This is a genomic window from Cupriavidus sp. 207A1, from assembly GCF_057798955.1.
In genome coordinates this window covers 50,804-72,572 of the sequence record NZ_JBYOJO010000005.1, presented here as the reverse complement: position 1 = coordinate 72,572, position 21,769 = coordinate 50,804, and the positions used below count along the sequence as shown (strand labels likewise).

Annotated in this window: 22 protein-coding genes; 17 read left to right on the top strand and 5 right to left on the bottom strand. The window is 70.2% G+C overall.

The window, feature by feature from the left end; all coding sequences use genetic code 11:
- The first annotated feature begins 25 nt into the window (after nucleotides 1-25).
- From AC3FMM_RS10615 to AC3FMM_RS10600, 4 genes are all read left to right on the top strand, one after another.
- Nucleotides 26-1,048, top strand: a complete 1,023-nt coding sequence (locus AC3FMM_RS10615; protein WP_488686569.1) for a Bug family tripartite tricarboxylate transporter substrate binding protein — start codon at nucleotides 26-28, stop codon at nucleotides 1,046-1,048.
- Nucleotides 1,049-1,125: 77 nt separating this feature from the next.
- Entirely contained in the window at nucleotides 1,126-1,617 is a 492-nt protein-coding gene (locus AC3FMM_RS10610; protein ID WP_115683345.1) for a flavodoxin family protein, read from the top strand.
- A gap of 84 nt (nucleotides 1,618-1,701) precedes the next feature.
- The gene (locus AC3FMM_RS10605) at nucleotides 1,702-1,974 is read left to right on the top strand and encodes a hypothetical protein (RefSeq protein ID WP_062803427.1); all 273 of its coding nucleotides are present in this window, start codon (nucleotides 1,702-1,704) and stop codon (nucleotides 1,972-1,974) included.
- A 61-nt stretch (nucleotides 1,975-2,035) separates the two neighbouring features.
- A complete protein-coding gene (locus AC3FMM_RS10600; RefSeq protein ID WP_488686568.1) occupies nucleotides 2,036-2,875 on the top strand; it encodes an SDR family NAD(P)-dependent oxidoreductase in 840 nt (279 codons plus the stop codon).
- Between the two features lie 7 nt (nucleotides 2,876-2,882).
- Here AC3FMM_RS10600 and AC3FMM_RS10595 read toward each other — a convergent pair whose 3' ends face one another.
- Together AC3FMM_RS10595 and AC3FMM_RS10590 are read right to left on the bottom strand one after the other, a co-directional pair.
- Nucleotides 2,883-3,740: a BON domain-containing protein gene (locus AC3FMM_RS10595; RefSeq protein ID WP_414247850.1), complete on the bottom strand. Its 858-nt coding sequence runs from the start codon at nucleotides 3,738-3,740 to the stop codon at nucleotides 2,883-2,885.
- Nucleotides 3,741-3,948: 208 nt separating this feature from the next.
- Complete coding sequence (locus AC3FMM_RS10590; protein ID WP_062803430.1) at nucleotides 3,949-4,152, bottom strand: hypothetical protein; 204 nt, start codon at nucleotides 4,150-4,152, stop codon at nucleotides 3,949-3,951.
- Nucleotides 4,153-4,554: 402 nt separating this feature from the next.
- On the opposite strand from AC3FMM_RS10590, the gene flhC reads away from it, so the two are divergent.
- The 3 genes from flhC (at nucleotide 4,555) to AC3FMM_RS10575 (ending at nucleotide 6,813) form a co-directional block, all read left to right on the top strand.
- Nucleotides 4,555-5,073 carry a flagellar transcriptional regulator FlhC gene (flhC, locus tag AC3FMM_RS10585; protein WP_240987798.1) on the top strand — a complete coding sequence of 173 codons (519 nt, stop codon included), beginning with the start codon at nucleotides 4,555-4,557 and terminating at the stop codon, nucleotides 5,071-5,073.
- Nucleotides 5,074-5,197: 124 nt separating this feature from the next.
- Nucleotides 5,198-5,578 (top strand): hypothetical protein, encoded by a 381-nt coding sequence (locus AC3FMM_RS10580; protein ID WP_116314182.1) that lies wholly within the window; start codon nucleotides 5,198-5,200, stop codon nucleotides 5,576-5,578.
- A gap of 356 nt (nucleotides 5,579-5,934) precedes the next feature.
- Nucleotides 5,935-6,813, top strand: coding sequence for a lipid A biosynthesis lauroyl acyltransferase (locus AC3FMM_RS10575; protein WP_115713617.1), 879 nt, complete (start codon nucleotides 5,935-5,937; stop codon nucleotides 6,811-6,813).
- Between the two features lie 5 nt (nucleotides 6,814-6,818).
- On the opposite strand, the gene AC3FMM_RS10570 is transcribed toward AC3FMM_RS10575, so the two are convergent.
- Nucleotides 6,819-7,616: an IclR family transcriptional regulator gene (locus AC3FMM_RS10570; RefSeq protein WP_240987797.1), complete on the bottom strand. Its 798-nt coding sequence runs from the start codon at nucleotides 7,614-7,616 to the stop codon at nucleotides 6,819-6,821.
- Between the two features lie 148 nt (nucleotides 7,617-7,764).
- Between AC3FMM_RS10570 and AC3FMM_RS10565 the strand changes: the two genes are divergently transcribed.
- The 4 genes from AC3FMM_RS10565 to AC3FMM_RS10550 all read left to right on the top strand — a co-directional run bounded on the left by AC3FMM_RS10565 (nucleotide 7,765) and on the right by AC3FMM_RS10550 (nucleotide 11,989).
- A complete protein-coding gene (locus AC3FMM_RS10565) occupies nucleotides 7,765-8,535 on the top strand; it encodes an enoyl-CoA hydratase/isomerase family protein (RefSeq protein ID WP_488686567.1) in 771 nt (256 codons plus the stop codon).
- An 11-nt stretch (nucleotides 8,536-8,546) separates the two neighbouring features.
- Nucleotides 8,547-9,740: a CaiB/BaiF CoA transferase family protein gene (locus AC3FMM_RS10560; protein ID WP_488686566.1), complete on the top strand. Its 1,194-nt coding sequence runs from the start codon at nucleotides 8,547-8,549 to the stop codon at nucleotides 9,738-9,740.
- An 18-nt stretch (nucleotides 9,741-9,758) separates the two neighbouring features.
- Nucleotides 9,759-10,925: an acyl-CoA dehydrogenase family protein gene (locus AC3FMM_RS10555; protein WP_116314178.1), complete on the top strand. Its 1,167-nt coding sequence runs from the start codon at nucleotides 9,759-9,761 to the stop codon at nucleotides 10,923-10,925.
- 62 nt (nucleotides 10,926-10,987) lie between these two features.
- The gene (locus tag AC3FMM_RS10550) at nucleotides 10,988-11,989 is read left to right on the top strand and encodes a tripartite tricarboxylate transporter substrate binding protein (RefSeq protein ID WP_488686565.1); all 1,002 of its coding nucleotides are present in this window, start codon (nucleotides 10,988-10,990) and stop codon (nucleotides 11,987-11,989) included.
- 10 nt (nucleotides 11,990-11,999) lie between these two features.
- Here the strand turns inward: AC3FMM_RS10550 and AC3FMM_RS10545 are convergent, their stop codons facing one another.
- On the bottom strand, nucleotides 12,000-12,893 hold the full coding sequence (locus AC3FMM_RS10545) for a LysR family transcriptional regulator (protein ID WP_326348710.1): 894 nt from the start codon (nucleotides 12,891-12,893) through the stop codon (nucleotides 12,000-12,002).
- Nucleotides 12,894-13,026: 133 nt separating this feature from the next.
- Between AC3FMM_RS10545 and AC3FMM_RS10540 the strand changes: the two genes are divergently transcribed.
- The 4 genes from AC3FMM_RS10540 (at nucleotide 13,027) to AC3FMM_RS10525 (ending at nucleotide 18,032) form a co-directional block, all read left to right on the top strand.
- The gene (locus AC3FMM_RS10540; protein ID WP_115683356.1) at nucleotides 13,027-14,580 is read left to right on the top strand and encodes an acyl-CoA synthetase; all 1,554 of its coding nucleotides are present in this window, start codon (nucleotides 13,027-13,029) and stop codon (nucleotides 14,578-14,580) included.
- 27 nt (nucleotides 14,581-14,607) lie between these two features.
- Nucleotides 14,608-15,789, top strand: coding sequence for an acyl-CoA dehydrogenase family protein (locus AC3FMM_RS10535; protein ID WP_115713635.1), 1,182 nt, complete (start codon nucleotides 14,608-14,610; stop codon nucleotides 15,787-15,789).
- Between the two features lie 77 nt (nucleotides 15,790-15,866).
- Nucleotides 15,867-16,859: a tripartite tricarboxylate transporter substrate binding protein gene (locus tag AC3FMM_RS10530; RefSeq protein ID WP_414247855.1), complete on the top strand. Its 993-nt coding sequence runs from the start codon at nucleotides 15,867-15,869 to the stop codon at nucleotides 16,857-16,859.
- A 78-nt stretch (nucleotides 16,860-16,937) separates the two neighbouring features.
- Entirely contained in the window at nucleotides 16,938-18,032 is a 1,095-nt protein-coding gene (locus AC3FMM_RS10525) for a CaiB/BaiF CoA transferase family protein (protein ID WP_414247856.1), read from the top strand.
- Nucleotides 18,033-18,198: 166 nt separating this feature from the next.
- On the opposite strand, the gene AC3FMM_RS10520 is transcribed toward AC3FMM_RS10525, so the two are convergent.
- Complete coding sequence (locus tag AC3FMM_RS10520; protein WP_010812795.1) at nucleotides 18,199-18,441, bottom strand: hypothetical protein; 243 nt, start codon at nucleotides 18,439-18,441, stop codon at nucleotides 18,199-18,201.
- A gap of 190 nt (nucleotides 18,442-18,631) precedes the next feature.
- Between AC3FMM_RS10520 and AC3FMM_RS10515 the strand changes: the two genes are divergently transcribed.
- The gene (locus tag AC3FMM_RS10515; protein ID WP_488686564.1) at nucleotides 18,632-19,597 is read left to right on the top strand and encodes an alpha/beta hydrolase; all 966 of its coding nucleotides are present in this window, start codon (nucleotides 18,632-18,634) and stop codon (nucleotides 19,595-19,597) included.
- A 44-nt stretch (nucleotides 19,598-19,641) separates the two neighbouring features.
- The gene (locus tag AC3FMM_RS10510) at nucleotides 19,642-21,759 is read left to right on the top strand and encodes a penicillin-binding protein 1A (RefSeq protein WP_488686563.1); all 2,118 of its coding nucleotides are present in this window, start codon (nucleotides 19,642-19,644) and stop codon (nucleotides 21,757-21,759) included.
- Nucleotides 21,760-21,769: the final 10 nt, after the last annotated feature.

The following is a 21,769-nucleotide window of genomic DNA, read 5'->3' as shown; positions in this document are numbered from 1 at the left end:
GCATAAAACAGGAGACCACGCCATCATGAAGACCGTTGCCCGTTTTTCGCCGTGGCTGCGCGGCAGGCTGCTGCGGACCGCGCTGCCCTGGCTCGGCATCGCGGCGCTCGCCGTCGCGCCCGTGGCCGCCCCGGCACAGGGCGCCTACCCGGCCAAGCCCATCCACCTGATCGTCGCCTATCCGCCGGGCGGCCTTACCGACACGCTGGCGCGCGCCGTCGGCGACGGCCTGTCGCGCCAGCTCGGCAAGACCGTGGTGGTCGAGAACAAGGGCGGCGCCGGCGGCATCATCGGCACCGACTATGTCGCCAAGGCGGCGCCGGACGGCTACACCCTGCTGATGACCATTCCGGGCCCGATCACTTCCAACCTGGCCCTGTACAAGAAGCTGCCCTACGACCCGCGCACCGACCTGCGCCCGGTCTCCGACATCGCCACCGCGCGCACGGTGCTGGCGGTCAACAGCAGCGTGCCGGCCAGGACCGTCGCCGAACTGCTGGCCTATGCCAAGGCCTCGCCCGGCAAGCTGCGCATGGGCTCATGGGGCGCGGGCACGCAGCCGCATACCATCCAGACCTATTTCGCCAGGCAATACCAGGTCGACATGCTGCACGTGCCCTACCGCGGCGAAGGGCCGATGGTGACCGACCTGCTGGCCGGCCAGGTCAACGTGACGGTGGGCTCGGTGACCGCGCTCAAGCAGCATTTCGCCACCGGCAAGCTGCGTCCGCTCGCGGTCACCGGCACGCGTCGCGCACAGGCGCTGCCGGACGTGCCCACCTTCACCGAGGCCGGCTACGCCGACGAGCCGTTCCGCCTGACCGGCCCGATCACGCTGATGGCGCCCGCCAGGACGCCGCAGGACGTCATCGACCGCCTCGGCCGCGAAACCGCGAGCCTGGTCGCCAGCGCCGACATGCAGCGGCGCATCGTCGACATGGGCGCGGAGCCGCTCGGCACCACCCCGGCGCAGGCCGAGGCGGCCTACAAGGCCTACCTGCCGGTGGTGCTGAAGCTGACGGCTGATACGGGGGTGACGCTCGACTGAGGGAGTGGAGAGGCGTCGGCAGCGGCGTGATACAGTGCCCGGGCGCGGCACATGGCCGCGCAAGCCCTACCGCCCGCATGAAAACGCTGCTGATCGTCTACCACACCATGACCGGCGGCACGCGCCAGATGGCCGCGGCCGCCGCTGATGCAGCACGCCGGCAGCCCGGCGTCACGGTCGTGCTCAAGACCGCCGCCGAGGCCGGCCCCGACGATGTGCTGGCCGCCGACGGCTACCTGTTCGCCACCCCGGAGAACCTGGCCGCGATCGCGGGCATGATGAAGGACTTCTTCGACCGCTGCTATTACCCCGCGCTGGACCGCATCAACGGCCGGCCATACGCCGCCATGATCTGCGCCGGCAGCGACGGCCAGAACGCGCTGCGCCAGCTCGAGCGCATCGCCACCGGCTGGCGCCTGAACCGCGTCGCGCCCGGCCTGATCGTCTGCACGCATGCGCAGACGCCGGAGCGCATCCTCGCCCCCAAGCAGATCGAAGCCGCCGACCTGGCGCGGTGCGCCGAGCTTGGCGAGGGCCTGGCCGCGGGGCTCGGCCTGGGGGTGTTCTAAGGCCCTCCCGGCCGTCGGGCAACCGGGGCGCGGAGCGGGAACGGGACTTGCACGTCCCACGCATTCCCTTTGCAAACCCTTGCCATGGAAGACCCCGAAATTACCGCTTCAGAAGCCCGGCGCGATCCGCTTGCCGGCACGGCGCGCGGCGTGATGCGCGTGGTCGATGCGCTGACGCAGACCGCGCTGGTGGTGGCCACCGCCACCCTGGCCTGGGCGCTGTGGCGCCGTTCCGATGCCTATGCGTGGTTCGGCGGGCTCGGCCCCGGCACCGCGGTGACGCTGGCGGTGTTGGTCACGCTGGTGGCGCTGCTGGGGGTCTGGATGGGCGTGCGCACCTGGCGGCGCGTAGGGTGATGCGTCGCTAATCCTTACAACGCCACAGTAAAAACTCGCCACAAACCCCAGAGGACATGCGGTGCCTGACACTTCGCTTCGCCGCACCGGCCTGCTTGCCGTCGTCACCGGGGCGTCGTCCGGCATCGGCTACGAACTGGCGCGCTGCTGCGTGCAGCGTGGCTATGACCTGGTGATTGCCGCGGACGAGCCGCAGATCGAGGTCGCCGCCAGGCAACTGCGCGACCAAGGCGCCGAGGTCACGGCGCTGCTGGCGGACCGGTCCACGCCCGACGGCGTCGAACAGGTCTGCGCGGCACTGGGCAGCCGCCGCGTCGACGTGCTGTGCGCCAACGCCGGCCGCGGCCTGGGCCACGCCTTCCTGGACCAGGACTTCGCGGCAATCCAGCGCGTGGTGGAGACCAACGTGACCGGCACCCTGCACCTGCTGCACCGGGTCGGGCAGCTCATGCGCGCGCAGCACGAGGGGCGCATCCTGATCACGGGATCGATCGCCGGTTTCGTCCCGGGCACCTGCCAGGCCGTGTACAACGCAACCAAGGCCTTCCTGGACTCCTTCTCCTACGCGCTGCGGCACGAGCTGCGGCACACCGGCGTGTCGGTCACCTGCCTGATGCCCGGCGCCACCGAAACCGATTTCTTCGAACGCGCGGATTTGCTCGATACCCGGCTCGGCCAGCAGAAAAAGGCCGATCCCGCCGAGGTGGCGCGGATCGGTTTCGATGCCATGATGCGCGGCGAGGGCGAGGTGGTGCCGGGCTGGCAGAACAAGCTGCGCGCCGCCATCGCCATGGTGACGCCCGCCGACGTGCTGGCCGAGCAGCATCGCCGCATGGCCGAGCCGCAGCACGCGCCGGGGAGCGCCCCGGCAGCACCGGCGGACAAGCCGCCGGCGCCGTAATTCCGCATCAGCCCATGCGCGTGGTGCCGCCGGTGCCGTCGCGTCCCTGGCCGGGACCGCCGCTGCCGGTTTCCATGCCGCCGCCATAGCTGCTGGCGCTGGAGCCCGTGGCACTGCCTGAACTGCTGATGCCGCTGACGCGCCCCTGGCCGGACCCGTCGGACTGCGCTCCGGCCTGCCCGCCAGACTGCGATCCTTCGGTGATCCCCGACACGCCGAACGCGCCCGGCGCGCCCAGGCGCACCGCGTTATGGATCTCCCGCACGCCGAAGACATCGTCGACGATGTCCTCGATGCAGTACTTCTGGCGCCGGTCGCGCACGTTGCCGGTCAGGCGCACCACGCCGCCCTGCACTTCGACTTCCACCTCGCGCACATCGACATGGCGCGCATGCGCGAGCCGTTCGCAGATGTCCTCGCGGATGCGCTCGTCGCTGCGCTGGTAGCCCTTGGGCCCGACGCGGTCGCGCCCGCGCGGCATCTCGCGCGACGCATTGCCGCGGCTGTCGCCGCCGCTGTCGCCCCACTCGTCGCGCACCTCGCTGCCGCGGCGCCAGGCTTCGTCCTCTTCCCATGGCGGGCGCCGGGCGGAGGTTTCCCAGACGCGCTGCGCCGGGCTGGAGCGGCCGCCGTAGTAGCCGGACTCGCGCACGTCGCTGTCGTGTCGCTGGCGGCCTTCATAGCGGCCTTCGCCGTAGTCGCGCGCGGGGCCGCCGCGCTGGCCGTAGCGCCCCTCGCCGTAGCCGCCCGGATCGCCGCCGCGCGGGTCGCCGCCGCGTGGGTCGCCGCGATTGCGGCGGGATTCATCGGCGTCGCGGTCCTCGCGCCACCAGGAGCCGCCGCCTTCATTTCGGAATGGATGCATCGCTGTCTCCAAGGGTTGAGCTTCCGGCGCGGCCCGGCGGGCCGCGCCGCCAGTCACCGGGGCGCAAGTTCCATACCATTGGCGGGCATGGAGGACGGCACGCCTGCCGCGCGCCGCGCGCCAAAGCAAAGGCGGGCGCCACCGGTAAAGGGCGCCCGCCTTTGTCACGCAACCGGGTTGCCGCGGGATTGCCTCTGGGGTTACCTCGTCATGCGGCCAGGGGAGTGAGGCCGCGCGGGGCATCGTCCTCGTCTTCATGCACGATCAGCACCACACCGCGCCGCTTGGCCGCGGCCATGCCGATGTTGACGGCGACGTCGCGGTCGTCGCATTGGACCAGGCCCTTGCGCGCGCTTTCGACCGTCAGTTCCCAGCCCTGAGCGGTCTGCCTGATCAGGAAGTTTGCAGCCATGGGTTGCTCCCTGTCGTTGGTGTTCTTGCAGCGTAGCCGATGGGCAGAACCGTTAAATCGGCGTCTGTCCGATAGCTTGTGGGCGCTTCTCCTACAGTCGTCCTGGATGGCGTGCCGGACACCGACAAATTGCGCCAACAACAGGCCCCGGCAAACTTGATGCTGTCGATCGTGGAATTGCGATTGTTGACAAGAATCACGGATATAAGCCGACTGCGATCGAAGAATCGTCCTCCATCACGCAAAACCGGACCCGCGGGACGCAGGCGGACAACGCCGCACTGTGGCACGCCCCGGCAGGAGGAGACCATGGACGCAAACCCTGTCGCCGCCGTTGGCGGCCCCGGCGCGGCGGCTTCCCGCCCTTTACTTGCACCTGTACCGGCCCCCGCCCGCAAAAGCATGCTGCACGACCTGGAGCAAACCCGGCTCGCGATCGAATTGATCGGCCTGGGGGCGCGCCTGCAGGTGCTGGAGGCGGAGGTGTCGCTGCCGCGCGAGCGGCTCACCCGCCTGTACAAGGAGCTTTGCGGGGCGTCGCCGCCCAAGGGGATGCTGCCGTTCTCGACCGACTGGTTCCTGAGCTGGCGCCCCAACGCCCATGCCTCGATGCTACTCGGCGCCTACCGCTTCATGATCCGCGCCGGCCACCTGGACGGCATCCGTGCCACCCTGGCTGGCTTCCGCATGTATCGCGAGCACCTGAGCGCCACCGGCGAGACCGCCCAGCTCAGCTTTACCCGCGCCTGGATGCTGGTCCGCTTCTATGAGCGCGGCATGTTGCGGCTGGCGCGCTGCCAGTGCTGCCGCGGCGAGTTCGTGGTGTGCGCCCACGATGCGCGCCAGCGCTACACCTGCGGCCTGTGCCTGCCGCCGGCACGCGCGGGCAAGTGCCGCAAATCCGGACCCGCCGGCGCATGAGCGCCGGTGCCGCGCCGGTGCCGCACCGGCTCCATTGTCTGCTGCCGCACAGTCCGGCCACCCGCACCCTTCCATGATGGATGCACCCGACCACCCCGCCCCCGGCGCATCCGGAGCCTCGCCCATGTTCAAGATCCCCATGCTCGGCAAGATGCTGGGCACACCCGCGCCCGAGGCCGGCGGCAAGGCCCGCGCCGAGCCGCCGCCGGCGCCGTCCGGCGCCGGCGCGCCGCGCAAGGGCATGCCGGAACAGCTTGCGCAGAACCTCAAGACCCAGGGCGACGCCATGATCCAGTACGGCGCCCGGCTGCTGGTGATGCGCGAGATGCTGTGCGCCATGGCGGTGGCGCTGCCGCCCGATGCGCGCGCCAGCGCCCAGCGGCAGTTCCGGCAGCGCATCGACCAGTTGCTGTCGCTGACCGACGATCACGTGCTGCCGGCCGAATTCCACACGGCGCTGCTGGCCGAGGTCAATTACTACCTCGGCGAGTTGAAGCAACGCTGACGGCCCCGCGCCGTGCGCGTTGCCCCGGCCGGTTTTGCTGTCAGGCCGCGCCGGGTCCGCACTATCCGCTCGCTATCCCCGCGCGGTGAGGTTGCGCAACCGACTTCTGTTGCCGGTTTGATACCGGTCGTAACGGCCATTCCTGGCCCCCTGCCATCGTGCTACAGTGCGCCCTCAGCACAAAGCTGCGCAGCGACGCATAGCGCACTCCAGCGGCCCGCAACCGGGCGCCGCGGGGATGGCGCGCCAGCGTAGCGCGCGCTTGCCGCTCGCCACCCCTTTGGCGCCGAACCATTGCCGCGCAGCCGCCTGTCCGCGGGTCCGCCCCGACCGCCGCTGCCGCCCCCAGGATCTTCATGACGCACCAGCTCCAGGCTGCGCTCACCATCGCCGCCTTCAAGCTCTTTGCCGCCTTGCCCTATGGCGTGACCGCCCGCCTCGGCGATGCCCTTGGCAAGCTGCTGTACCGCATCCCCAGCCGCCGCCGGCGCATCGTCCATACCAACCTGGCGCTGTGCTTCCCGGACATGGACCCGGGCGAGCGCGAGCGGCTGGCGCGCGACCACTTCGGCCATGTGCTGCGCAGCTACCTGGAGCGCGGCGTGCAGTGGTTCGGCAACGCCGAGCGGCTGGGCAAGCTGGTAGAGCTGGATTCGCGCATCGACCTGGCCTCGTGCGCGGAGCATCCGACCATCTTCATGGGCTTTCATTTCGTCGGCATCGAGGCCGGCTGCATGTTCTATTCGATGCGCCACCCGGTGGCATCGCTGTACACGCGCATGTCGAGCCCGCTGCTGGAGCAGATCTCGCGCACCCAGCGCGGGCGCTTCGGCGCCGAGATGATCCCGCGCAACGGCAGCGGCAAGCAGGTGGTGCGCACGCTGCGCGCCGGCTGCCCGGTGATGCTGGCCGCGGACATGGACTTCGGCATCAACGATTCTGTGTTCGTGCCGTTCTTCGGCGTGCCGGCGTGCACGCTGACCTCGGCCTCGCGCCTGGCCAGCCTGACCGGCGCGCGCGTGGTGCCGTTCACCACCGAAGTGCTGCCCGACTACCGCGGCTACCGGCTGCGCGTATTCGACCCGCTGGAGGGCTTTCCCTCCGGCAGCGTCGAAGAGGACTCGCGCCGCATGAACGCCTTCCTCGAAGCCCAGATCGCCACCATGCCGGAGCAGTATTACTGGATCCACCGGCGCTTCAAGAACCGCCCGGAAGGCATGCCGCCGGTGTACTGACGCGGCTAGCCCGCGGCGCGCCGCCAGGCTTGCTGGATCTCGGCCACCAGCCGCTCCAGCTGCGCGGCATAGCGGGCGTGGTCGCGGCGGCGCTCGGTGTCGTTGAACGGGTAGCTGATATTCAGCCCATACAGCTGCTGGTCCGGGCCGGAAAACGCCGCGCCCACGGCCAGCAGATGCCCCGGCTGGTAGGCCGCGGTGCAATGGCCGTGCCGCTGGGCCTGCGCGATGCCGCGCAGCACACGCGCGCGCATGCCGGGCCAGGCCTCGCCCTGGCGGGCGGCGATACCGGCCAGCAGGTCCCTGCGCACCTCCTCCGGCTGCGCCGCCAGCCATGACAGGCCGATCGCGGTCAGCTCCATCGGCACGCGCGAGCCCGGCACCACGCGGCGCGTGCGCGACACGCTGTCGCGGCTGTGCCGGATCGACGCCAGGTACACCATCTCCAGCTGGTCCCCCACCGCCAGTCCCACGTTGACCTTACCGGCCTCGGCCACCTTGCGCATCAGCGGCAACGCAATCTCCGGCGCGCGGCTGGACTGGTGGAAGGCATCCGCCAGGCTCAGCACCACCGGCGCGAGCCGGTAGGCGCGTTCGTTGACGTCGTAGCGCAGGAAGCCGGCATCGACCAGCGAGCGCGTCAGCCGGCTCACGGTCGGACGCGGCAGGCCGGTGCGCGCGGCCAGTTCGGCATTGGTCAGGCTGGTGGTGCCGACGCGGAAGGCGCGCAGCAGCACCAGCCCGCGCTCCAGCGACTGGCTGCCCGCGGTGTCCCGGGTAAAGCGGCCGGTCCGATGGGTCACGCTGCGGCTGGATCCCTGGGGCGGGATGGCGTCAGGCATCGCTGGCAATTTCAGTAAGTGAAATTCGAGTATAGCGGTGCGGCAGCGCGGCGCGAATACTGTGGGCACGCGGCCCCGAGCCGGCCGACCACAGAGGAGCACCCCCCGCATGTCATCCGATGCCGAGATCCATGTCACCCGCGACGGCCACGTGGCCCGCGTGGTGCTGTCCCGCCCGCCGCACAACTTTGTCGATGTCGACGTGATGCGGCGCCTCGCCGACACCTTGCTGGCCCTGGACGACCACCACCACTGCCGCGCCATCGTGCTGGCCTCGGGCGTCGGCGCGTTCTGCGCCGGCGCCGACTTCAGCGGCGCCGGCCAGGGCGAAGTCGCCAGCGACCCCGCCGCCTTCTACGTGCATGCGATGAAGCTGTACCGCAACCGCAAGCCCATCGTCGCCGCGGTGGCAGGCGCCGCCATCGGCGCGGGGCTCGGGCTGGCGCTGGTGGCGGATTTCCGCGTGACCTGCGCCGAGGCCCGCTTCAGCGCCAACTTCAACCGGCTCGGCTTCCACCCCGGCTTCGGCCTGAGCCTGACGCTGCCGCGCCTGGTGGGCGAGCAGCAGGCAGCGCTGCTGTTCTACACCGGCCGGCGCATCACCGGGACCGAGGCGGTCAGGATCGGCCTTGCCGACGAGCTGGTGGCCGGGGACGAGGTCGACGCGCGCGCCATGGCGCTGGCGCAGGAGATCGCCGCCTCGGCCCCGCTGGCGGTGGAAACCACGCGCGCCACCCTGCGCGACGGCCTGGCCGACCGCATTGCCGAGGTCAACCAGCGCGAACTGGCGATCCAGCGCGGACAGTTCCGCAGCGAGGATTTCCGCGAGGGCGTCGCCGCCATGGCCGCGCGCCGCGCCCCCGTGTTCCGGCGCCGTTGAAGGAGAGATCCATGAGCGAAGCAGACAAGCGCGCGGCACCCGCCGGCCCGCTCGACGGCATCCGCGTGCTCGACCTGACCGCGGTCGTGCTCGGCCCGCTGGCGACGCAGGTGCTGGCCGACTTCGGTGCCGACGTGATCAAGGTCGAAGGCCCCGAAGGCGACCTGATGCGCGCCAATGGCGTGTCGCAGCATGCCGGCATGAGTTCCATCTACCTGGCGCTGAACCGCAACAAGCGCTCGGTGGTGCTCGACCTGAAGACCGCCGAGGGCGCGGCGGCGCTGCGCGGCCTGATCGCCGGCGCCGACGTGCTGGTGCACAACATGCGCGTTGCCGCGATCGAGCGGCTGGGCTTCGGCTATGCCGAGGTGGCGCGCATCAACCCGCGCATCGTCTACTGCCTGGCCACCGGTTTCGGCCAGGACGGCCCGCACCGCGACAAGCCCGCCTTCGACGACATCATCCAGGCCGGCTGCGGCCTGGTCGCGCTGGGCTGCGCCGGCGGCGAGCGCCCGCAATACGTGCCCAGCCTGCTCGCCGACAAGACCACCGGGCTGGCGCTGGCCAATGCCGTGCTGGCCGCGCTGCTGTACCGCGAGCGCCACGGCGTGGGCCAGATGGTCGAGGTGCCGATGCTGGAAACCATGACTGCCTTCGTGATGACCGAGCATCTGGGCGGCCTGACCTTCGACCCGCCACCGGCCGGCGCCGGCTATGCCCGCCTGCTGCAAGGCGGGCGGCGCCCCGCGCCGACCCGCGACGGCTGGATCTGCGCGCTACCCTACACCGGACGCCACTGGCAGGCCTTCTTCCGCGCGGTGGGCCGCAACGACCTGGCCGAGCGCTACGACGTGGGCGACCGCGCGCAGCGCAACGCCAATATCCGCGCGCTGTACGGCCACCTGGCCGAACTGACGCCGGCACGCACAACGGGCGAATGGATGCAGCTGTTCGAGTCGCTCGACATTCCGGCCACGCCGATCTACGGCCTCGATGCCCTGGCCGACCATCCGCACCTGCAAGCGGTCGGGCTGTTCCAGCCAACGCACCACCCTACCGAGGGCCCCCTGCGCGAACTGCGCCCGGCCACGCGCTTCTCGGCCACGCCGCTGTCGCTGCGCCGCCATGCGCCGGCGCTGGGCGAGCACACCGAGGAGGTCCTGTGCGAACTGGCCATGGCGCAGGATGCGCGCCGATCCCGATAAACAGCCGAGAACACCGCCATGCATTTCGACCTCGACGAAGAACACCGGATGCTCAAGGAGCTGGTCGCGCGTTTCGTGCGCGAGCAGCTGATCCCGCTGGAACCCACGGTGCTGGCGCGCGAAGCCGCCGGCGGCCAGATGGCGCTGCTGCCAGAAGAGCAGGCACGCCTGGACGCGATGTCGCGCGAGCTGGGCCTGTGGGGCCTGGACGCCCCCGCCGAGCTGGGCGGCTCCGACCTGCCGACGGTGGCGATGGTGGGCGTCAACGAAGAACTGGGCAAGACCATCACCCCCTATGACCTGCCGCCGGATTCGCCCAACCTGCGCATGCTGATGCTGACCGCGAGCGCGGCCCAGCGCGAGCGCTACCTGGCGCCGTATGCCCGCGGCGAGACCGTGTCGGCCATCGCCATCTCGGAACCGGGCGCCGGCGGCGATCCGGCCATGATGGCCACGCGCGCCGAACGCGATGGCGACCACTGGGTGCTGAACGGGCGCAAGATCTGGATCAGCCGCGCGGCGCGCGCCGACTGGACCATCGTCATGGCCGTGACCGACAAGGCCCGTGGCGCGCGCGGCGGCATCTCGGCCTTTATCGTCGAGCGCGGCACCCCCGGCCTGCGGGTCGAGCGGCGCATCCCGATGATCGGCGGCGCCTCGACTTATGAAGTGGTGCTGGAAGACTGCCGCATCCCCGCCACGCAACTGCTCGGCGCCGAGGGGCAAGGCTTCGCGCCGATGCAGGCGCGGCTGTCGACGCGCCGCGTGCAGATGGCGGCGTGGTGCATCGGGCGCGCCCAGCGCGCGCTCGACATGATCTGCGAATACGCACCGCAGCGGCAGACCTTCGGCGCGCCGCTGGCGCAGCGCCAGGCGATCCAGTGGTGGGTGGCCGACGCCGCCACGCGCATCCACGCCTGCCGGCTGATGACCTACGAAGCCGCCACCCGTATCGACGCCGGAGACGAAGCCCGCACGCAGGTGTCGATGATCAAGGTGTTCGCCACCGAAATGGCCTGGGACGTGATCGACCAGGCCATGCAGACCTTCGGCGCGATGGGCATGACCAAGGAGCTGCCGCTGCAGCAGATGGCCAACGAGACCCGGCTGATGCGCATCTACGAAGGTCCCAGCGAAGTGCATCGCTGGGTCATTGCGCGCGACCTGCTCGGCCTGCGCCGCTAGGCCCGCATCGATCCCTTGCACCGGCGGAAACACGCCGGGCATGCCACTGTCAGGAGACCACCATGCAACAGGCTTTCCGTTCCCGTCGCCGCTTCCTCGGACTCTTTCCGGCCGCGCTGGCGCTGCTCGGCGCAGCCACGCCGCCGGCAGCGCGCGCGGCCGAGGCCGACGCCTTTCCGGCCCGGCCGATCCGCTTCATCGTGCCCTTCCCTTCGGGCAGCGGCACCGACACCACCGCGCGCATGTTCGCCAGGAAGATCGGCGAGCTGACCGGCCAGGGCGTGGTGGTGGAAAACAAGCCCGGCGGCAACGGCTTTATCGGCGTGCAGACCGCGCTGAATGCGCCGGCCGACGGCTACTCCGTCTTTATCGGCAGCAATTCCACGCTGTCGACCAATGCCGCCACCTTCCGCAAGCTGCCGTATGACCCGTTGACGGACTTTGCGCCAATCACGCTGCTGTCGCGCGGGCCGTGCGTGATCATCGTGCCCGCCGGCTCGCCCTACCGCACGCTGGCCGAACTGCTGGACGACGCGCGCAAGCGTCCCGGCGCGCTGAACTACGGCACGGGCTCGATTTCATACACGCTGTATTCGGAATGGCTCAACGAGCTGGCCCGCATCAAGACCACGGCGGTGCCGTACAAGGGCGCAGGCGATGCCATCAATGGCGTGATGGCGGCCAATGTCGATTTCGCCGTGGTCGATGCCACCGGCGCGATCGAGCTGGCCCGCGGCGGCAAGGTGCGCGCGCTGGCCTACACCGCGCCGCAGCGCTCGCCGCTGCTGCCGGACGTACCGTCCATCGTCGAAGCCGGCCTGCCGGACTTCCTGGCCTACAACTGGGTCGCGGCAGCGGTCTCGGCCAGGACGCCGCCGGCGCTGGTGAAGCGGCTGCAGGACCTGTTCACGCAGGCCGGCAATGCCCCGGACGTGCGCGAGTACTACACGCGCCAGTCGACCAAACTGATCCTGTCGTCGCCGGCCGAGATGCGGCAATACCAGAAGGACGAGATCGAGCGCTGGAAGCGGCTCGCGGCCGTGGCGAAGATCCCGCTGCAGTAAGCGCGCTCCGCTAGCCGCTGTGCTCGCGCAGCAGCACCGTCAGGCGCTGCGCCAGCGGCGACAGGTAGGCGCCTGCGCGCGTGACCACGCCGATGCGCCGGCGCAGGTCGAGCTCTTCCACGCCCAGCGGTAGCTCGCGCAGCCCGCGCTGCATGGCCTCGCCGCCGGCATTGGCGATACTCAGCATCTGCGTGCCCTGCATCAGCGCGAACAGCGAACTGCTGCCGAAGTCGATCTCGATGCGCGGCTGCGGCTCCGGCAGGCCGCGCTGGCGGAACGCCGCGTCGACCTGCTGGCGCAGCGTGATATGCCGTTCGGGCAGCAGCCATTCCTGGTCGGCGAGGTCGGCCAGGCGCAGCTTGCGCCGCCGCAGCAGCGCGTGGCCCTGGTCGGCCACCACCACCAGCCGGTCGTCGAACAGCGGCTGCACCGCGAAAGTGTCCGCCAGCGCGCCGGACGGGGTCGGCGCCACCGCCATGTCCAGTTCCCCGGCGGCGAGCAGGTCCAGCAGGTCGCGCGCCAGCCGGCGGCGCAGCCGCAACCGCGCCACCGGCCGCTCGCGCACCAGCTGCTGGCACGCGCCCAGGATCACATCGCCCGGGATCGACGGGGAATAGCCTACGCGCAGAATGCCCTGCTCGCCGGTGCGGATGCCCAGCATCTCCTTGATGCCGTCCTGGTACTCCAGCTGGATGCGCCGCGCGCGCTCGAGGAAGCGGGTGCCGGCGTAGGTGGCGGCGATGCCGTTGGCGGTGCGCTCGAACAGCGGCAGCCCCGCCTGCGCTTCCACCCGTTGCACCGCCTTGGTCAGCGCCGGCTGGCTGATCCCCAGCGCCTCGGCGGCCCGCCCGATGCCGCCGTGCGCCGCCACGGCGAGGATGTATTCGATATCCCGCGTCTCCATTGCCTCACATTCCCGACGGTTATGGCTTTATAGCCAATACCTCATTGTGGTGATGCCCGCCATCTTACAGACTACAGCGCACGAGCACACCACCGAGCGTGCAGCAAGATCATTCAGCCTACACGGAGACAGCATGGGTTTCGCGTATTTCCTGCGCCGCGCCGCGCGTTACTGGGGCGACCAGCCCGCCATCCTCTACCAGGACCAGGTGGTGACCTATCGCCAGCTCGACGAACGCTCGACGCGGCTGGCCAATGCGCTGCTGGCGCTGGGCCTGCGCCCCGGCGACCGCGTCGCGGTGCAGTCGCGCAACCGGCCCGAGCTGGTCGAACTGGAATGCGCGCTGTACAAGGCCGGCCTGGTCAAGGCCGCGCTCAACCCGCGCTTTACCGCGGCCGAGGCCAGCGACGTGGTCGACAACTGCACCCCGCGCGTGCTGATCGCAGGCCCCGGCTATACCGGCTACGACCGCGCCACGGCAGGCTTCGGCAGCATCGAGACCTTTATCGCCATCGGCGCGGCGCCCGCCGGCTACGTCGAATACGAGGCGCTGCTGGCCAACGCCGGCACCACCGCGCCCGACATCACCCCGGCGGCCGACGACCTGGCCGTGCTGCATTTCTCGTCGGGCTCCACCGGCAAGATCAAGGCGGCCATGCAGAGCTACGGCAACCGCATCGCGGCGCTGCGCAAGATGGTGTCCGGCATGGACCGCCCCGCCCGCCCGGGCGACCGGCTGGCGCTGATCGGCCCGGTCACGCACGCCTCCGGCATGCTGATGCAGCCCTACCTGTATGTGGGCGCGACGCTGGTGCTGTTCGAAAAATTCGAGCCGGCGCACTTCCTGGCCGAAGTCGCGCGCCTGCGCATCACCCATGTGTTCATGGTGCCGGCCATGATCAACATGCTGCTGGCCGAGCCCACGCTGGCGCAGGCCGACCTGTCGAGCCTGAAGACGCTGGCCTACGGCGCTGCGCCGATGGCGCCGGCCCGCATCCGCGAGGCCTGGGAGCGCATCGGCCCGATCCTGTCGCAGGGCTATGGCGCCAGCGAATCGACCTCCGGCGTCACGCGGCTGTCCACCAGCGACCATGCCGACGCCATTGCCAACCATCCCGAGCGCCTGGCCTCGTGCGGCCGCGCGCTGGGCGAGACCGAAGTGCGCGTGGTCGACGAGCACGGCAAGGAAGTGGCCGTGGGCGAGATCGGCGAACTGGTGATCCGCGGCGACGACGTATTCCACGGCTACTGGAACGAGCCCGCGCTGACGCGCGAGACCCTGGTCGACGGCTGGCTGCATACCGGCGACATGGCGCGCGTGGACGAGGCCGGCTATCTCTACCTGGTCGACCGCAAGAAGGACATGATCATCTCCGGCGGCTTCAACGTCTACCCGACCGAGGTCGAGGCCACGCTGTACCAGCACCCCGACGTGCTGGAGGCCTGCGTCATCAGCGTGCCGGACGACACCTGGGGCGAAAGCGTCAAGGCCGTGGTCACGCTGCGCCCCGGCCGCGAGGCCACCGCGCAGCAGCTGATCGCGCACTGCCGCGAGCGCATCGCCGACTACAAGTCGCCGCGCTCGGTCGACTTTGTCGCCGAGCTGCCCAAGAACGCCAGCGGCAAGCTGGCCCGCAAGATCGTGCGCGAACGCTACTGGCAAGGCGTCGGACGCCGCGTCAACTGAACCCGGAAACGCACCGAGGAAACCGCCATGTTCGACCACCTGACCAACCCCGTCCTGCTGGAAACCCGCGCCGGCATCCGCCGCTTTATCGACGAAGAGCTGCGCCCGCTCGAACAGGAGCTCGGCCTGGGCTCCGAGGACCCGTGGCCGCGCGAGACCCTGCGCCAGGTCTGGCGCCGCTCCAGCGAGCTGGGCTTCTACGCCGCCTGCCTGCCCACCGCGCTCGGCGGCAAGGGCCTGAACATCCAGGAACAATGCGCGCTCAAGGCCGACCTGGCCGCGAGCGGCTCGACCCTGGCCGCGCACGTGCTGGGCGACCTGGGCGGCCCGCCGCGCGTGGGCAACATGCTGAAGTACGCCACGCCCGAGCAGCTCGAGCGGTATTTCAAGCCGGTGATCCGAGGCGAGAAGTCGACCTGCTTCGCGCTGACGGAAACGCATTCCGGTTCCGATGCGCAAAGCATCAGGACCGCGGCCGTGGCCGACGGCGATGAGCTGGTCATCAACGGCGGCAAGCACTACATCAGCGGCGCGCCCTTCGCCGACTTCGCCATCGTCATGTGCGTGACCGACGCCACCGCCACGCCGCCGGCCATCACCGCGGTGCTGGTCGACCTGGACCTGCCCGGCGTAACCGTGACCAACGAATACGTGCCGATGTCCGGCCAGCATATCGATGGCGATATCCGCTTCGACAATGTGCGCGTGCCGCGCGCCAACGTCTTCGGCGGCGAGGGCAACGGCTTCAAGCTGGGCATGTCGCGCATCAACGTGAACCGCCTGCTGCACTGCCCCAGCATGCTGGGGCTGGCCATGCGGGCCTATCAATCATCGGTGGAATATGCCGGCCAGCGCCGCCAGTTCGGCGGCCCGATCGCGCGCTTCCAGGCGATCCAGCACATGCTGGCCGACATGGCAGCGGCGCTGTGGGCCTGCGAAAGCATGATCGCGCACACCGCCGCGCTGGCCGACGCCGGCGCCGACCTGCGCATGAAGGCCGCGGCGTGCAAGCTGTTCGTCTCGGAGCGCTGCTTCGAGGTAGCGGACAAGGCCGTGCAGATCCACGGCAATGTCGGCGTCACGCGCGGCCATCCGGTCGAGCAGACCTTCCGCAAGCTGCGCATGTTCCGCATCTTTACCGGCACCAGCGAGATCCAGCGCAACACCATTGCGCGGGCTATCCTGGAACCGCTGCAGCAGAAAGCCTGACCGTGCCGGCGGCGCGGTCGCCGCCGGCATCCGGATCCCGGCCACAGCACAATACGACAAGACCACGGAGACCAAGCATGAACCGCCGAAACTGGCTTGCCACCGCCGGCGCCGCCGCGCTGGGCAGCCTGCTGCTGCCGGCCCGCGCCGCCAGCACCGCATCCCCCTATCCCAGCCGCCCGATCCGGCTGATCGTTCCGTTTATCGCCGGCAGCACGCCGGACAATATCGCGCGCACGCTGTCGGCGGAGCTGGGCAAGAAGCTCGGCCAGCCGCTGGTGGTCGAGAACATGCCCGGCGCCGGTGGCATCATCGGCGCCGGCGCGCTGCGCCGCGCCGCGCCCGATGGCTACACGCTGGGCATCCTGGCCAATTCGCACGTCATCAACGTGCACATGTACCGCAAGATGCCGTATGACCCGACCCATGACTTCACGCCGATCACGGCGTTGTCGGGCGGGCCGTCGGCGCTGGTGGTGCCCATGTCCTCGCCCTACAAGACCGCCGCCGAGCTGGTCGCGGCGATGAAGAAGGAGCCGGGCAAGTTCAACTACGGTTCCGGCGGCAAGGGCAGCATCGCCCATCTCGCGGTGGAGACCATGCTGCACCAGACCGGCTGCGACGCGGTGCATATTCCCTACAAGGGCGCGCCGGAGATCCTCACCTCGATGCTGACCGGCCAGACCCAGTTCGGCATGCCGGTGCTGGGCACCGCGACCCAGTACGTGCGCAACAACCAGGTCAGGGTGCTGGCCGTCACCGCGGCCGCGCGTTCGCCCTACTTCCCCGACGTGCCCACCATGGCCGAAGCGCTGCCGCCGGGCTTTGTCATCGACAACTGGAGCGGCCTGTTCGCGCCGGCCAATTTCCCGGCCGAGCTGGCGCAGAAGCTGCACGCCGCGGTGCGCGCGCTGCAGACCGCCGGCGTGTTCGACGCCCAGCTCAAGGCCAATGCCGGCGAGCTGCGCCGCAGCGCGTCGCCGGCGCAGTTCGGCACCATGGTGGCCAGCGACAACGCGCGCTATGGCGACCTGATGAAGTCGATCGGCATGACCGGCGACCTGGGCTGATACAGCTGGCCTGCTCCCTGCATCGCACGCCACGCCGCGCATGCGGCGCTTGTGTTTTCTCCTTTCCTGAGGCTCCGCATGAAGCCAGCATGGTCTTGCCTGAACGACGTCACCATCCTCGACGTCAGCCAGTTGCTGCCCGGCCCGCACGCCTGCAGCCTGCTGCGCCAGCTTGGCGCGGAGGTGATCAAGGTCGAGCCGCCCGGCAGCGGCGACACCGCGCGCCAGCTGGGCGCGCATGTGTATGCGCAGTTCAATCGCGGCAAGCGCTCGGTGGCGCTGGACCTGAAATCGGACGCCGGCCGCGCGGCGTTCCTGGACCTGGTGCGCGATGCCGACGCCGTGGTCGAAGGCTTCCGCCCCGGCGTGATGGCGCGCCTGGGCTTGGGCTATGAGGCGCTGGCGGCGGTCAATCCGGCCATCGTGCTGTGTTCGGTCTCAGGCTTCGGCCAGACCGGACCGTACGCCAGCCACGCCGGGCATGACCTGAACTACCTGGCGCTGGCCGGGTACTGGGCCACGCCGGTGCAGGTCCACGATGCAGTCTCGCGCCCGCGCGTGCGGGTGTCGGATTACGCAGCGTCGGGCTACGCGGCGTTATCGCTGGCCGTGGCGATCATGAGCGCGCGGCAGCACGGACAGGGGCAGCATCTCGATGTGTCGATCCACGATGCCGTGCTGTCGTGGACCGCCCCTGGTGCGTGGACTGCGCGCGCACACGAGGATTCCCCGCGGGACTCATCCACCGTGATGCCGGAAAACGATTTGTTCGAAACCCGCGACGGGCGGCACCTGGCGCTGGGCATCCTGGAAAACAAGTTCTGGGACAACCTGTGCGCGGCGCTGGGCGACGCGTTCCCGGCGCTGCGCGATCCGCGCTTCGCCACGCGCGCCGGGCGCGGTGGGCACAAGGTGGAGGTCAATGACCTGCTGGCGGCGGTGTTCCGCACGCGCGACCTGGCGGAATGGGCGGGCTTCTTTGCACCGCTGGATATCCCGTTCTCGCCGGTGCTGGGATCTGCCGAGTTGTTTGAGGATGCGCATGTGCGGGCGCGGGGGGTGGTGCGGCAGCTTGAGGGCGGGATTGCGGTGAGTTTTCCGGTGAAGTTTTCGTTGGGATTGCCGGAGGGGGACGATTTTGTGGCGGAGGTTGGGCAACACAATCCGCGGTAGCGGCGTCACGCCGTTCCGCTCATGACCGTCATTCCCGCGAAGGCGGGAACGACGGTCGTGATGCTTTTCCGCGAGGCCGCCGCCGCGTACTACGCAGCCTGCAAGACCGATGCGGGCCCAAAAGCCCAAAAGCCCAAAAGCCCAAAAGGCCCTGCGGCCCTGCGGCTCAGCGTTTCTCGTCGAGCAGGTCGTTCAGGATCTCGTCGAAGGTCGCCTGCGCGTCCTCCAGCGCCTGCAGTGCCGCGTCGAAGGTCTGCAGCGCCAGTTTCGACGGCTTGCCGCTGCCCTGCGGCGGATAGTGGGCCTGCAGCGCCGTGAAGGCGACCTGCACCTGCCGCGTGGCCGCAACCACGCGTTCCATGGCCTGCGCCTCTTCGGCGCGGTATTGCTCGTGTTTCTGTTCGCTCATGCCGGTTGGCTCCCTGAAGGCGCGTCGTCTCGGTGGGGTGCGCGCGCCCGAATGAGGCATATCGTACAAGAACTGCGCGGGCCGGCTTGCGCCGCGGCCACGCCGCCGGCAAAAATAAGGTAGGCTGCGCGGCTGGGCGGCAAGGCCGGCGCACACGCGCCAAGCCTGGCCGAAGCCACTGACGAATGCCATGCCATTGACCACCCGCCGCGCGCTGGCGGCCGCGCTGATGACCGCCAGCGGCTTCGCCTGCTACTGGACCTACCTGACGCTGAACCAGGACCGGCTGCTGTTCGACGCGCGCCGGCGGCCGCCGCGCGACCTGCCCGACGGCATCATCGGCTATTCGCACCTGATTCCCGGCGGCGTGGTGCGCGGCTATATCTACCACGCGCCCGGCGACACCGTGCGCGACCTGCTGTTCTACCTGCCCGGCCGCGGCGAGGATGTGCTGGAAACGCTGCAATACGCGCGCTGGCTGCCTGCCGGCATGGGCTTCGCCACCTACGATTACCGCGGCCTGGGCCACTCCGACGGGCGCCCGTCCGAGGGCGCCGCGGTGGCCGACGCCAGCCAGTTCCTGCTGCATGTGCGGCGCGTGTTCCCCGACACCCGCGTGCATGTGGTGGGCCGCAGCCTGGGCACCGGCGTGGCGATCCAGCTGGCCGACCTGCAGGATTTCGAGAGCCTGCAGCTGATCACCCCCTACGACTCGCTGCTCGAGCTGGTGCGCAAGCGCTTTCCGCTGGTGCCGCTGCGCCAGTTGATGCGCCACCACTTCGACTCGATCTCGCATTGCAAAAAGGTCGTGCAGAGCACCAAGGTGCTGCTGGCCGCCACCGACGAAGTGGTGCCGCACGCCTGCTCCGAACGGCTGATGGCGGCCTGGCCCGGCCCGGTGGCGCTGCAGACCGTGCCGGATACCGATCACTTCACCATCATCGAACGCGAGGAAACCTGGTTGTCGCTTTGCGACTTCGTGCGCCAGCACAGCCAGGCGCGCCTGCGCATGGCCGCGGTCCAGGCCGGGCCTCAGCCGGTGGAGCCAGCGCCACCGGCCCGGCCGGCCCAGCCTGCCGCGCCAGCGGTGCCCGCACCGCAGCCGGTCGACCATGACGAGCTGGGCAATCCGCTGCCGCTGGCGGCCAACCGCTGAGCCGGCCGCCGGGTCGGTCAGTTGCAGCGGGTAAAATGCGGCCCATGAAAAAATTCGCAGTCAAGGCAGGCGGCGCCGCACTGGCGCTGGCTGCCGCCGGTGCCTTGCTGGCCGGTTTTGCCGCCGTGGTCAGCCTGCGGCAGCTTCCCCCCGTCGATGCGCTGCGCGACTACCGGCCCGATGTGCCGCTGCGCATCTACACCAGCGACAACGTCCAGATCGGCGAGTTCGGCAGCGAGCACCGCGAGTTCATTCCCTTCGAGCAGATCCCGAGGCAAATGGTGCAGGCGCTGCTCGCGGCCGAGGACGACCAGTTCTTCCAGCACCAGGGCATCGACATCCCCGGCGTGTTGCGCGCCGCGCTGGCCAACCTCGGCCAGGGCTACGCCCAGGGCGCTTCCACCATCACCATGCAGGTGGCGCGTGCCTTCTACCTGTCGCGCGAGAAGACGCTGGCGCGCAAATGGTACGAGATGCTGCTGGCCTGGCGCATCGACCACGCGCTGCCCAAGGACCGCATCCTCGAGCTGTACATGAACCAGGTCTACCTGGGCGAGCATGCCTATGGCTTCGGCAGCGCCGCGCACGCCTACTTCGGCAAGCCGCTGGCGGCGCTGTCGCTGGCCGAGACCGCAATGCTGGCGGGCCTGCCGAAGGCGCCTTCGGCGGTGAACCCGGTGGTCAATTTCGCGCGCGCCAAGCGGCGCCAGGAGTATGTGCTGGGGCGAATGCTGGCGCTGGGCATGATCAGCCAGGACGATTACCGCCAAGCCCGCGGCGCGCGCCTGGCCATCAGCGACGACAGCCCCGGCAGCTTTGCCGGCCATGCGGAGTACGTCGCCGAACTGGCGCGCCAGCTCGCGCGCGAGCGCTTCGGCGACGACGCCTACACGCGCGGCCTCAACGTCTACACCACGGTGTCGTCGGTGCGTCAGACCCTGGCCTACGATGCCGTGCACGGCGGGCTGGAGCGCTACGCGCGCCGCCACCGCAAGTTCGTCAAGGACCTGTCGCAAGGGCCGCAGGCGGCGCTGGTGTCGCTCGACACCGGCACCGGCGCGATCGAGGCCATGGTCGGCGGCGCCGATTTCGCCGCCAGCCGCTTCAACCACGCCACCCAGGCGCTGCGCCAGCCGGGCTCGACCTTCAAGCCCTTCGTCTATGCCGCGGCGCTGGAGCGCGGCGTGTCGCCCGGCACGCTGATCAACGACGCGCCGCTGCCGGCTGGTTCGCGCTGGCAGCCGTCCAACGACGACGGGCGCTTTGTCGGCCCGATCAGGGTGCGCCAGGCGCTGGCCGAATCGCGCAACCTGCCGGCGATCCGCACGCTGCAGGCGATCGGCATCCCCTATGCGGTGGAATTCGCCAGCCGCTTCGGCTTCTCGCCCAGGCGGCTGCCACGCTACCTGCCGCTGGCGCTGGGCACCGGCACCACCTCGCCGCTGCGCCTGGCCGCGGCCTATGGCGTATTCGCCAACGGCGGCCACCGCGTCGAGCCCTACCTGATCGAGCGCATCACCGACAGCGACGGCAAGGTGCTGTTCAGCGCCGCGCAGGACACGGAGGAACGCCCCGCGCCGCCGCCTGTGATCAGCGCGCGCAACGCCTTCGTGATGGACAGCCTGCTGCGCAGCGTGGTCGAGACCGGCACCGGCACCGGCGTGCGCCGCTACCTGCGCCGCCACGACGTGGCCGGCAAGACCGGCACCACCAACGACTCGGTCGACGGCTGGTTCGCCGGCTATGGCGGCGGCGTGGTCACGGTGGCGTGGATGGGCTATGACGACAACCGCAGCCTGGGCGAGCATGAGTTCGGCGCGACCACCGCGCTGCCGGTGTGGGCCGCCTACATGGAAGGCCGCCTGGCCGGCGTGCCGGAGGCCGACGTGCAGGCGCCCGCCGGCCTCGTGCAGGCGGGCGGCGACTGGATGTACGCAGAGAATGCCGACGGCAGCCAGGGCATCGCCGCTATCGGCTTCCCGCCGCCGGCGCCCCCCGTCGCGCCGGCCACCCAGCCGTTGATGGATCCGCTCGCAAGCAACCTCGACGGCACCTCCCAGGCGCCTCCGGCGGCTCCGGCGGCTCCGGCCGCACCCACCCCCGTCACCAGCGCTGCGCCAGGCGCCGCCACGCCGGCAGCGCCGGCCGGCAACCCGCTGTAGACTTGCGGCT

What these genes read in the sequence shown, in the direction of transcription:
- AC3FMM_RS10615 (WP_488686569.1), top strand. Translation starts at nt 26, where the DNA reads ATGAAGACCGTTGCCCGTTTTTCGCCGTGGCTGCGCGGCAGGCTGCTG.
- AC3FMM_RS10610 (WP_115683345.1), top strand. Translation starts at nt 1,126, where the DNA reads ATGAAAACGCTGCTGATCGTCTACCACACCATGACCGGCGGCACGCGC.
- AC3FMM_RS10605 (WP_062803427.1), top strand. Translation starts at nt 1,702, where the DNA reads ATGGAAGACCCCGAAATTACCGCTTCAGAAGCCCGGCGCGATCCGCTT.
- AC3FMM_RS10595 (WP_414247850.1), bottom strand. Translation starts at nt 3,740, where the DNA reads ATGCATCCATTCCGAAATGAAGGCGGCGGCTCCTGGTGGCGCGAGGAC.
- AC3FMM_RS10590 (WP_062803430.1), bottom strand. Translation starts at nt 4,152, where the DNA reads ATGGCTGCAAACTTCCTGATCAGGCAGACCGCTCAGGGCTGGGAACTG.
- flhC (WP_240987798.1), top strand. Translation starts at nt 4,555, where the DNA reads ATGCTGCACGACCTGGAGCAAACCCGGCTCGCGATCGAATTGATCGGC.
- AC3FMM_RS10580 (WP_116314182.1), top strand. Translation starts at nt 5,198, where the DNA reads ATGTTCAAGATCCCCATGCTCGGCAAGATGCTGGGCACACCCGCGCCC.
- AC3FMM_RS10575 (WP_115713617.1), top strand. Translation starts at nt 5,935, where the DNA reads ATGACGCACCAGCTCCAGGCTGCGCTCACCATCGCCGCCTTCAAGCTC.
- AC3FMM_RS10565 (WP_488686567.1), top strand. Translation starts at nt 7,765, where the DNA reads ATGTCATCCGATGCCGAGATCCATGTCACCCGCGACGGCCACGTGGCC.
- AC3FMM_RS10560 (WP_488686566.1), top strand. Translation starts at nt 8,547, where the DNA reads ATGAGCGAAGCAGACAAGCGCGCGGCACCCGCCGGCCCGCTCGACGGC.
- AC3FMM_RS10555 (WP_116314178.1), top strand. Translation starts at nt 9,759, where the DNA reads ATGCATTTCGACCTCGACGAAGAACACCGGATGCTCAAGGAGCTGGTC.
- AC3FMM_RS10550 (WP_488686565.1), top strand. Translation starts at nt 10,988, where the DNA reads ATGCAACAGGCTTTCCGTTCCCGTCGCCGCTTCCTCGGACTCTTTCCG.
- AC3FMM_RS10545 (WP_326348710.1), bottom strand. Translation starts at nt 12,893, where the DNA reads ATGGAGACGCGGGATATCGAATACATCCTCGCCGTGGCGGCGCACGGC.
- AC3FMM_RS10540 (WP_115683356.1), top strand. Translation starts at nt 13,027, where the DNA reads ATGGGTTTCGCGTATTTCCTGCGCCGCGCCGCGCGTTACTGGGGCGAC.
- AC3FMM_RS10535 (WP_115713635.1), top strand. Translation starts at nt 14,608, where the DNA reads ATGTTCGACCACCTGACCAACCCCGTCCTGCTGGAAACCCGCGCCGGC.
- AC3FMM_RS10530 (WP_414247855.1), top strand. Translation starts at nt 15,867, where the DNA reads ATGAACCGCCGAAACTGGCTTGCCACCGCCGGCGCCGCCGCGCTGGGC.
- AC3FMM_RS10525 (WP_414247856.1), top strand. Translation starts at nt 16,938, where the DNA reads ATGAAGCCAGCATGGTCTTGCCTGAACGACGTCACCATCCTCGACGTC.
- AC3FMM_RS10520 (WP_010812795.1), bottom strand. Translation starts at nt 18,441, where the DNA reads ATGAGCGAACAGAAACACGAGCAATACCGCGCCGAAGAGGCGCAGGCC.
- AC3FMM_RS10515 (WP_488686564.1), top strand. Translation starts at nt 18,632, where the DNA reads ATGCCATTGACCACCCGCCGCGCGCTGGCGGCCGCGCTGATGACCGCC.
- AC3FMM_RS10510 (WP_488686563.1), top strand. Translation starts at nt 19,642, where the DNA reads ATGAAAAAATTCGCAGTCAAGGCAGGCGGCGCCGCACTGGCGCTGGCT.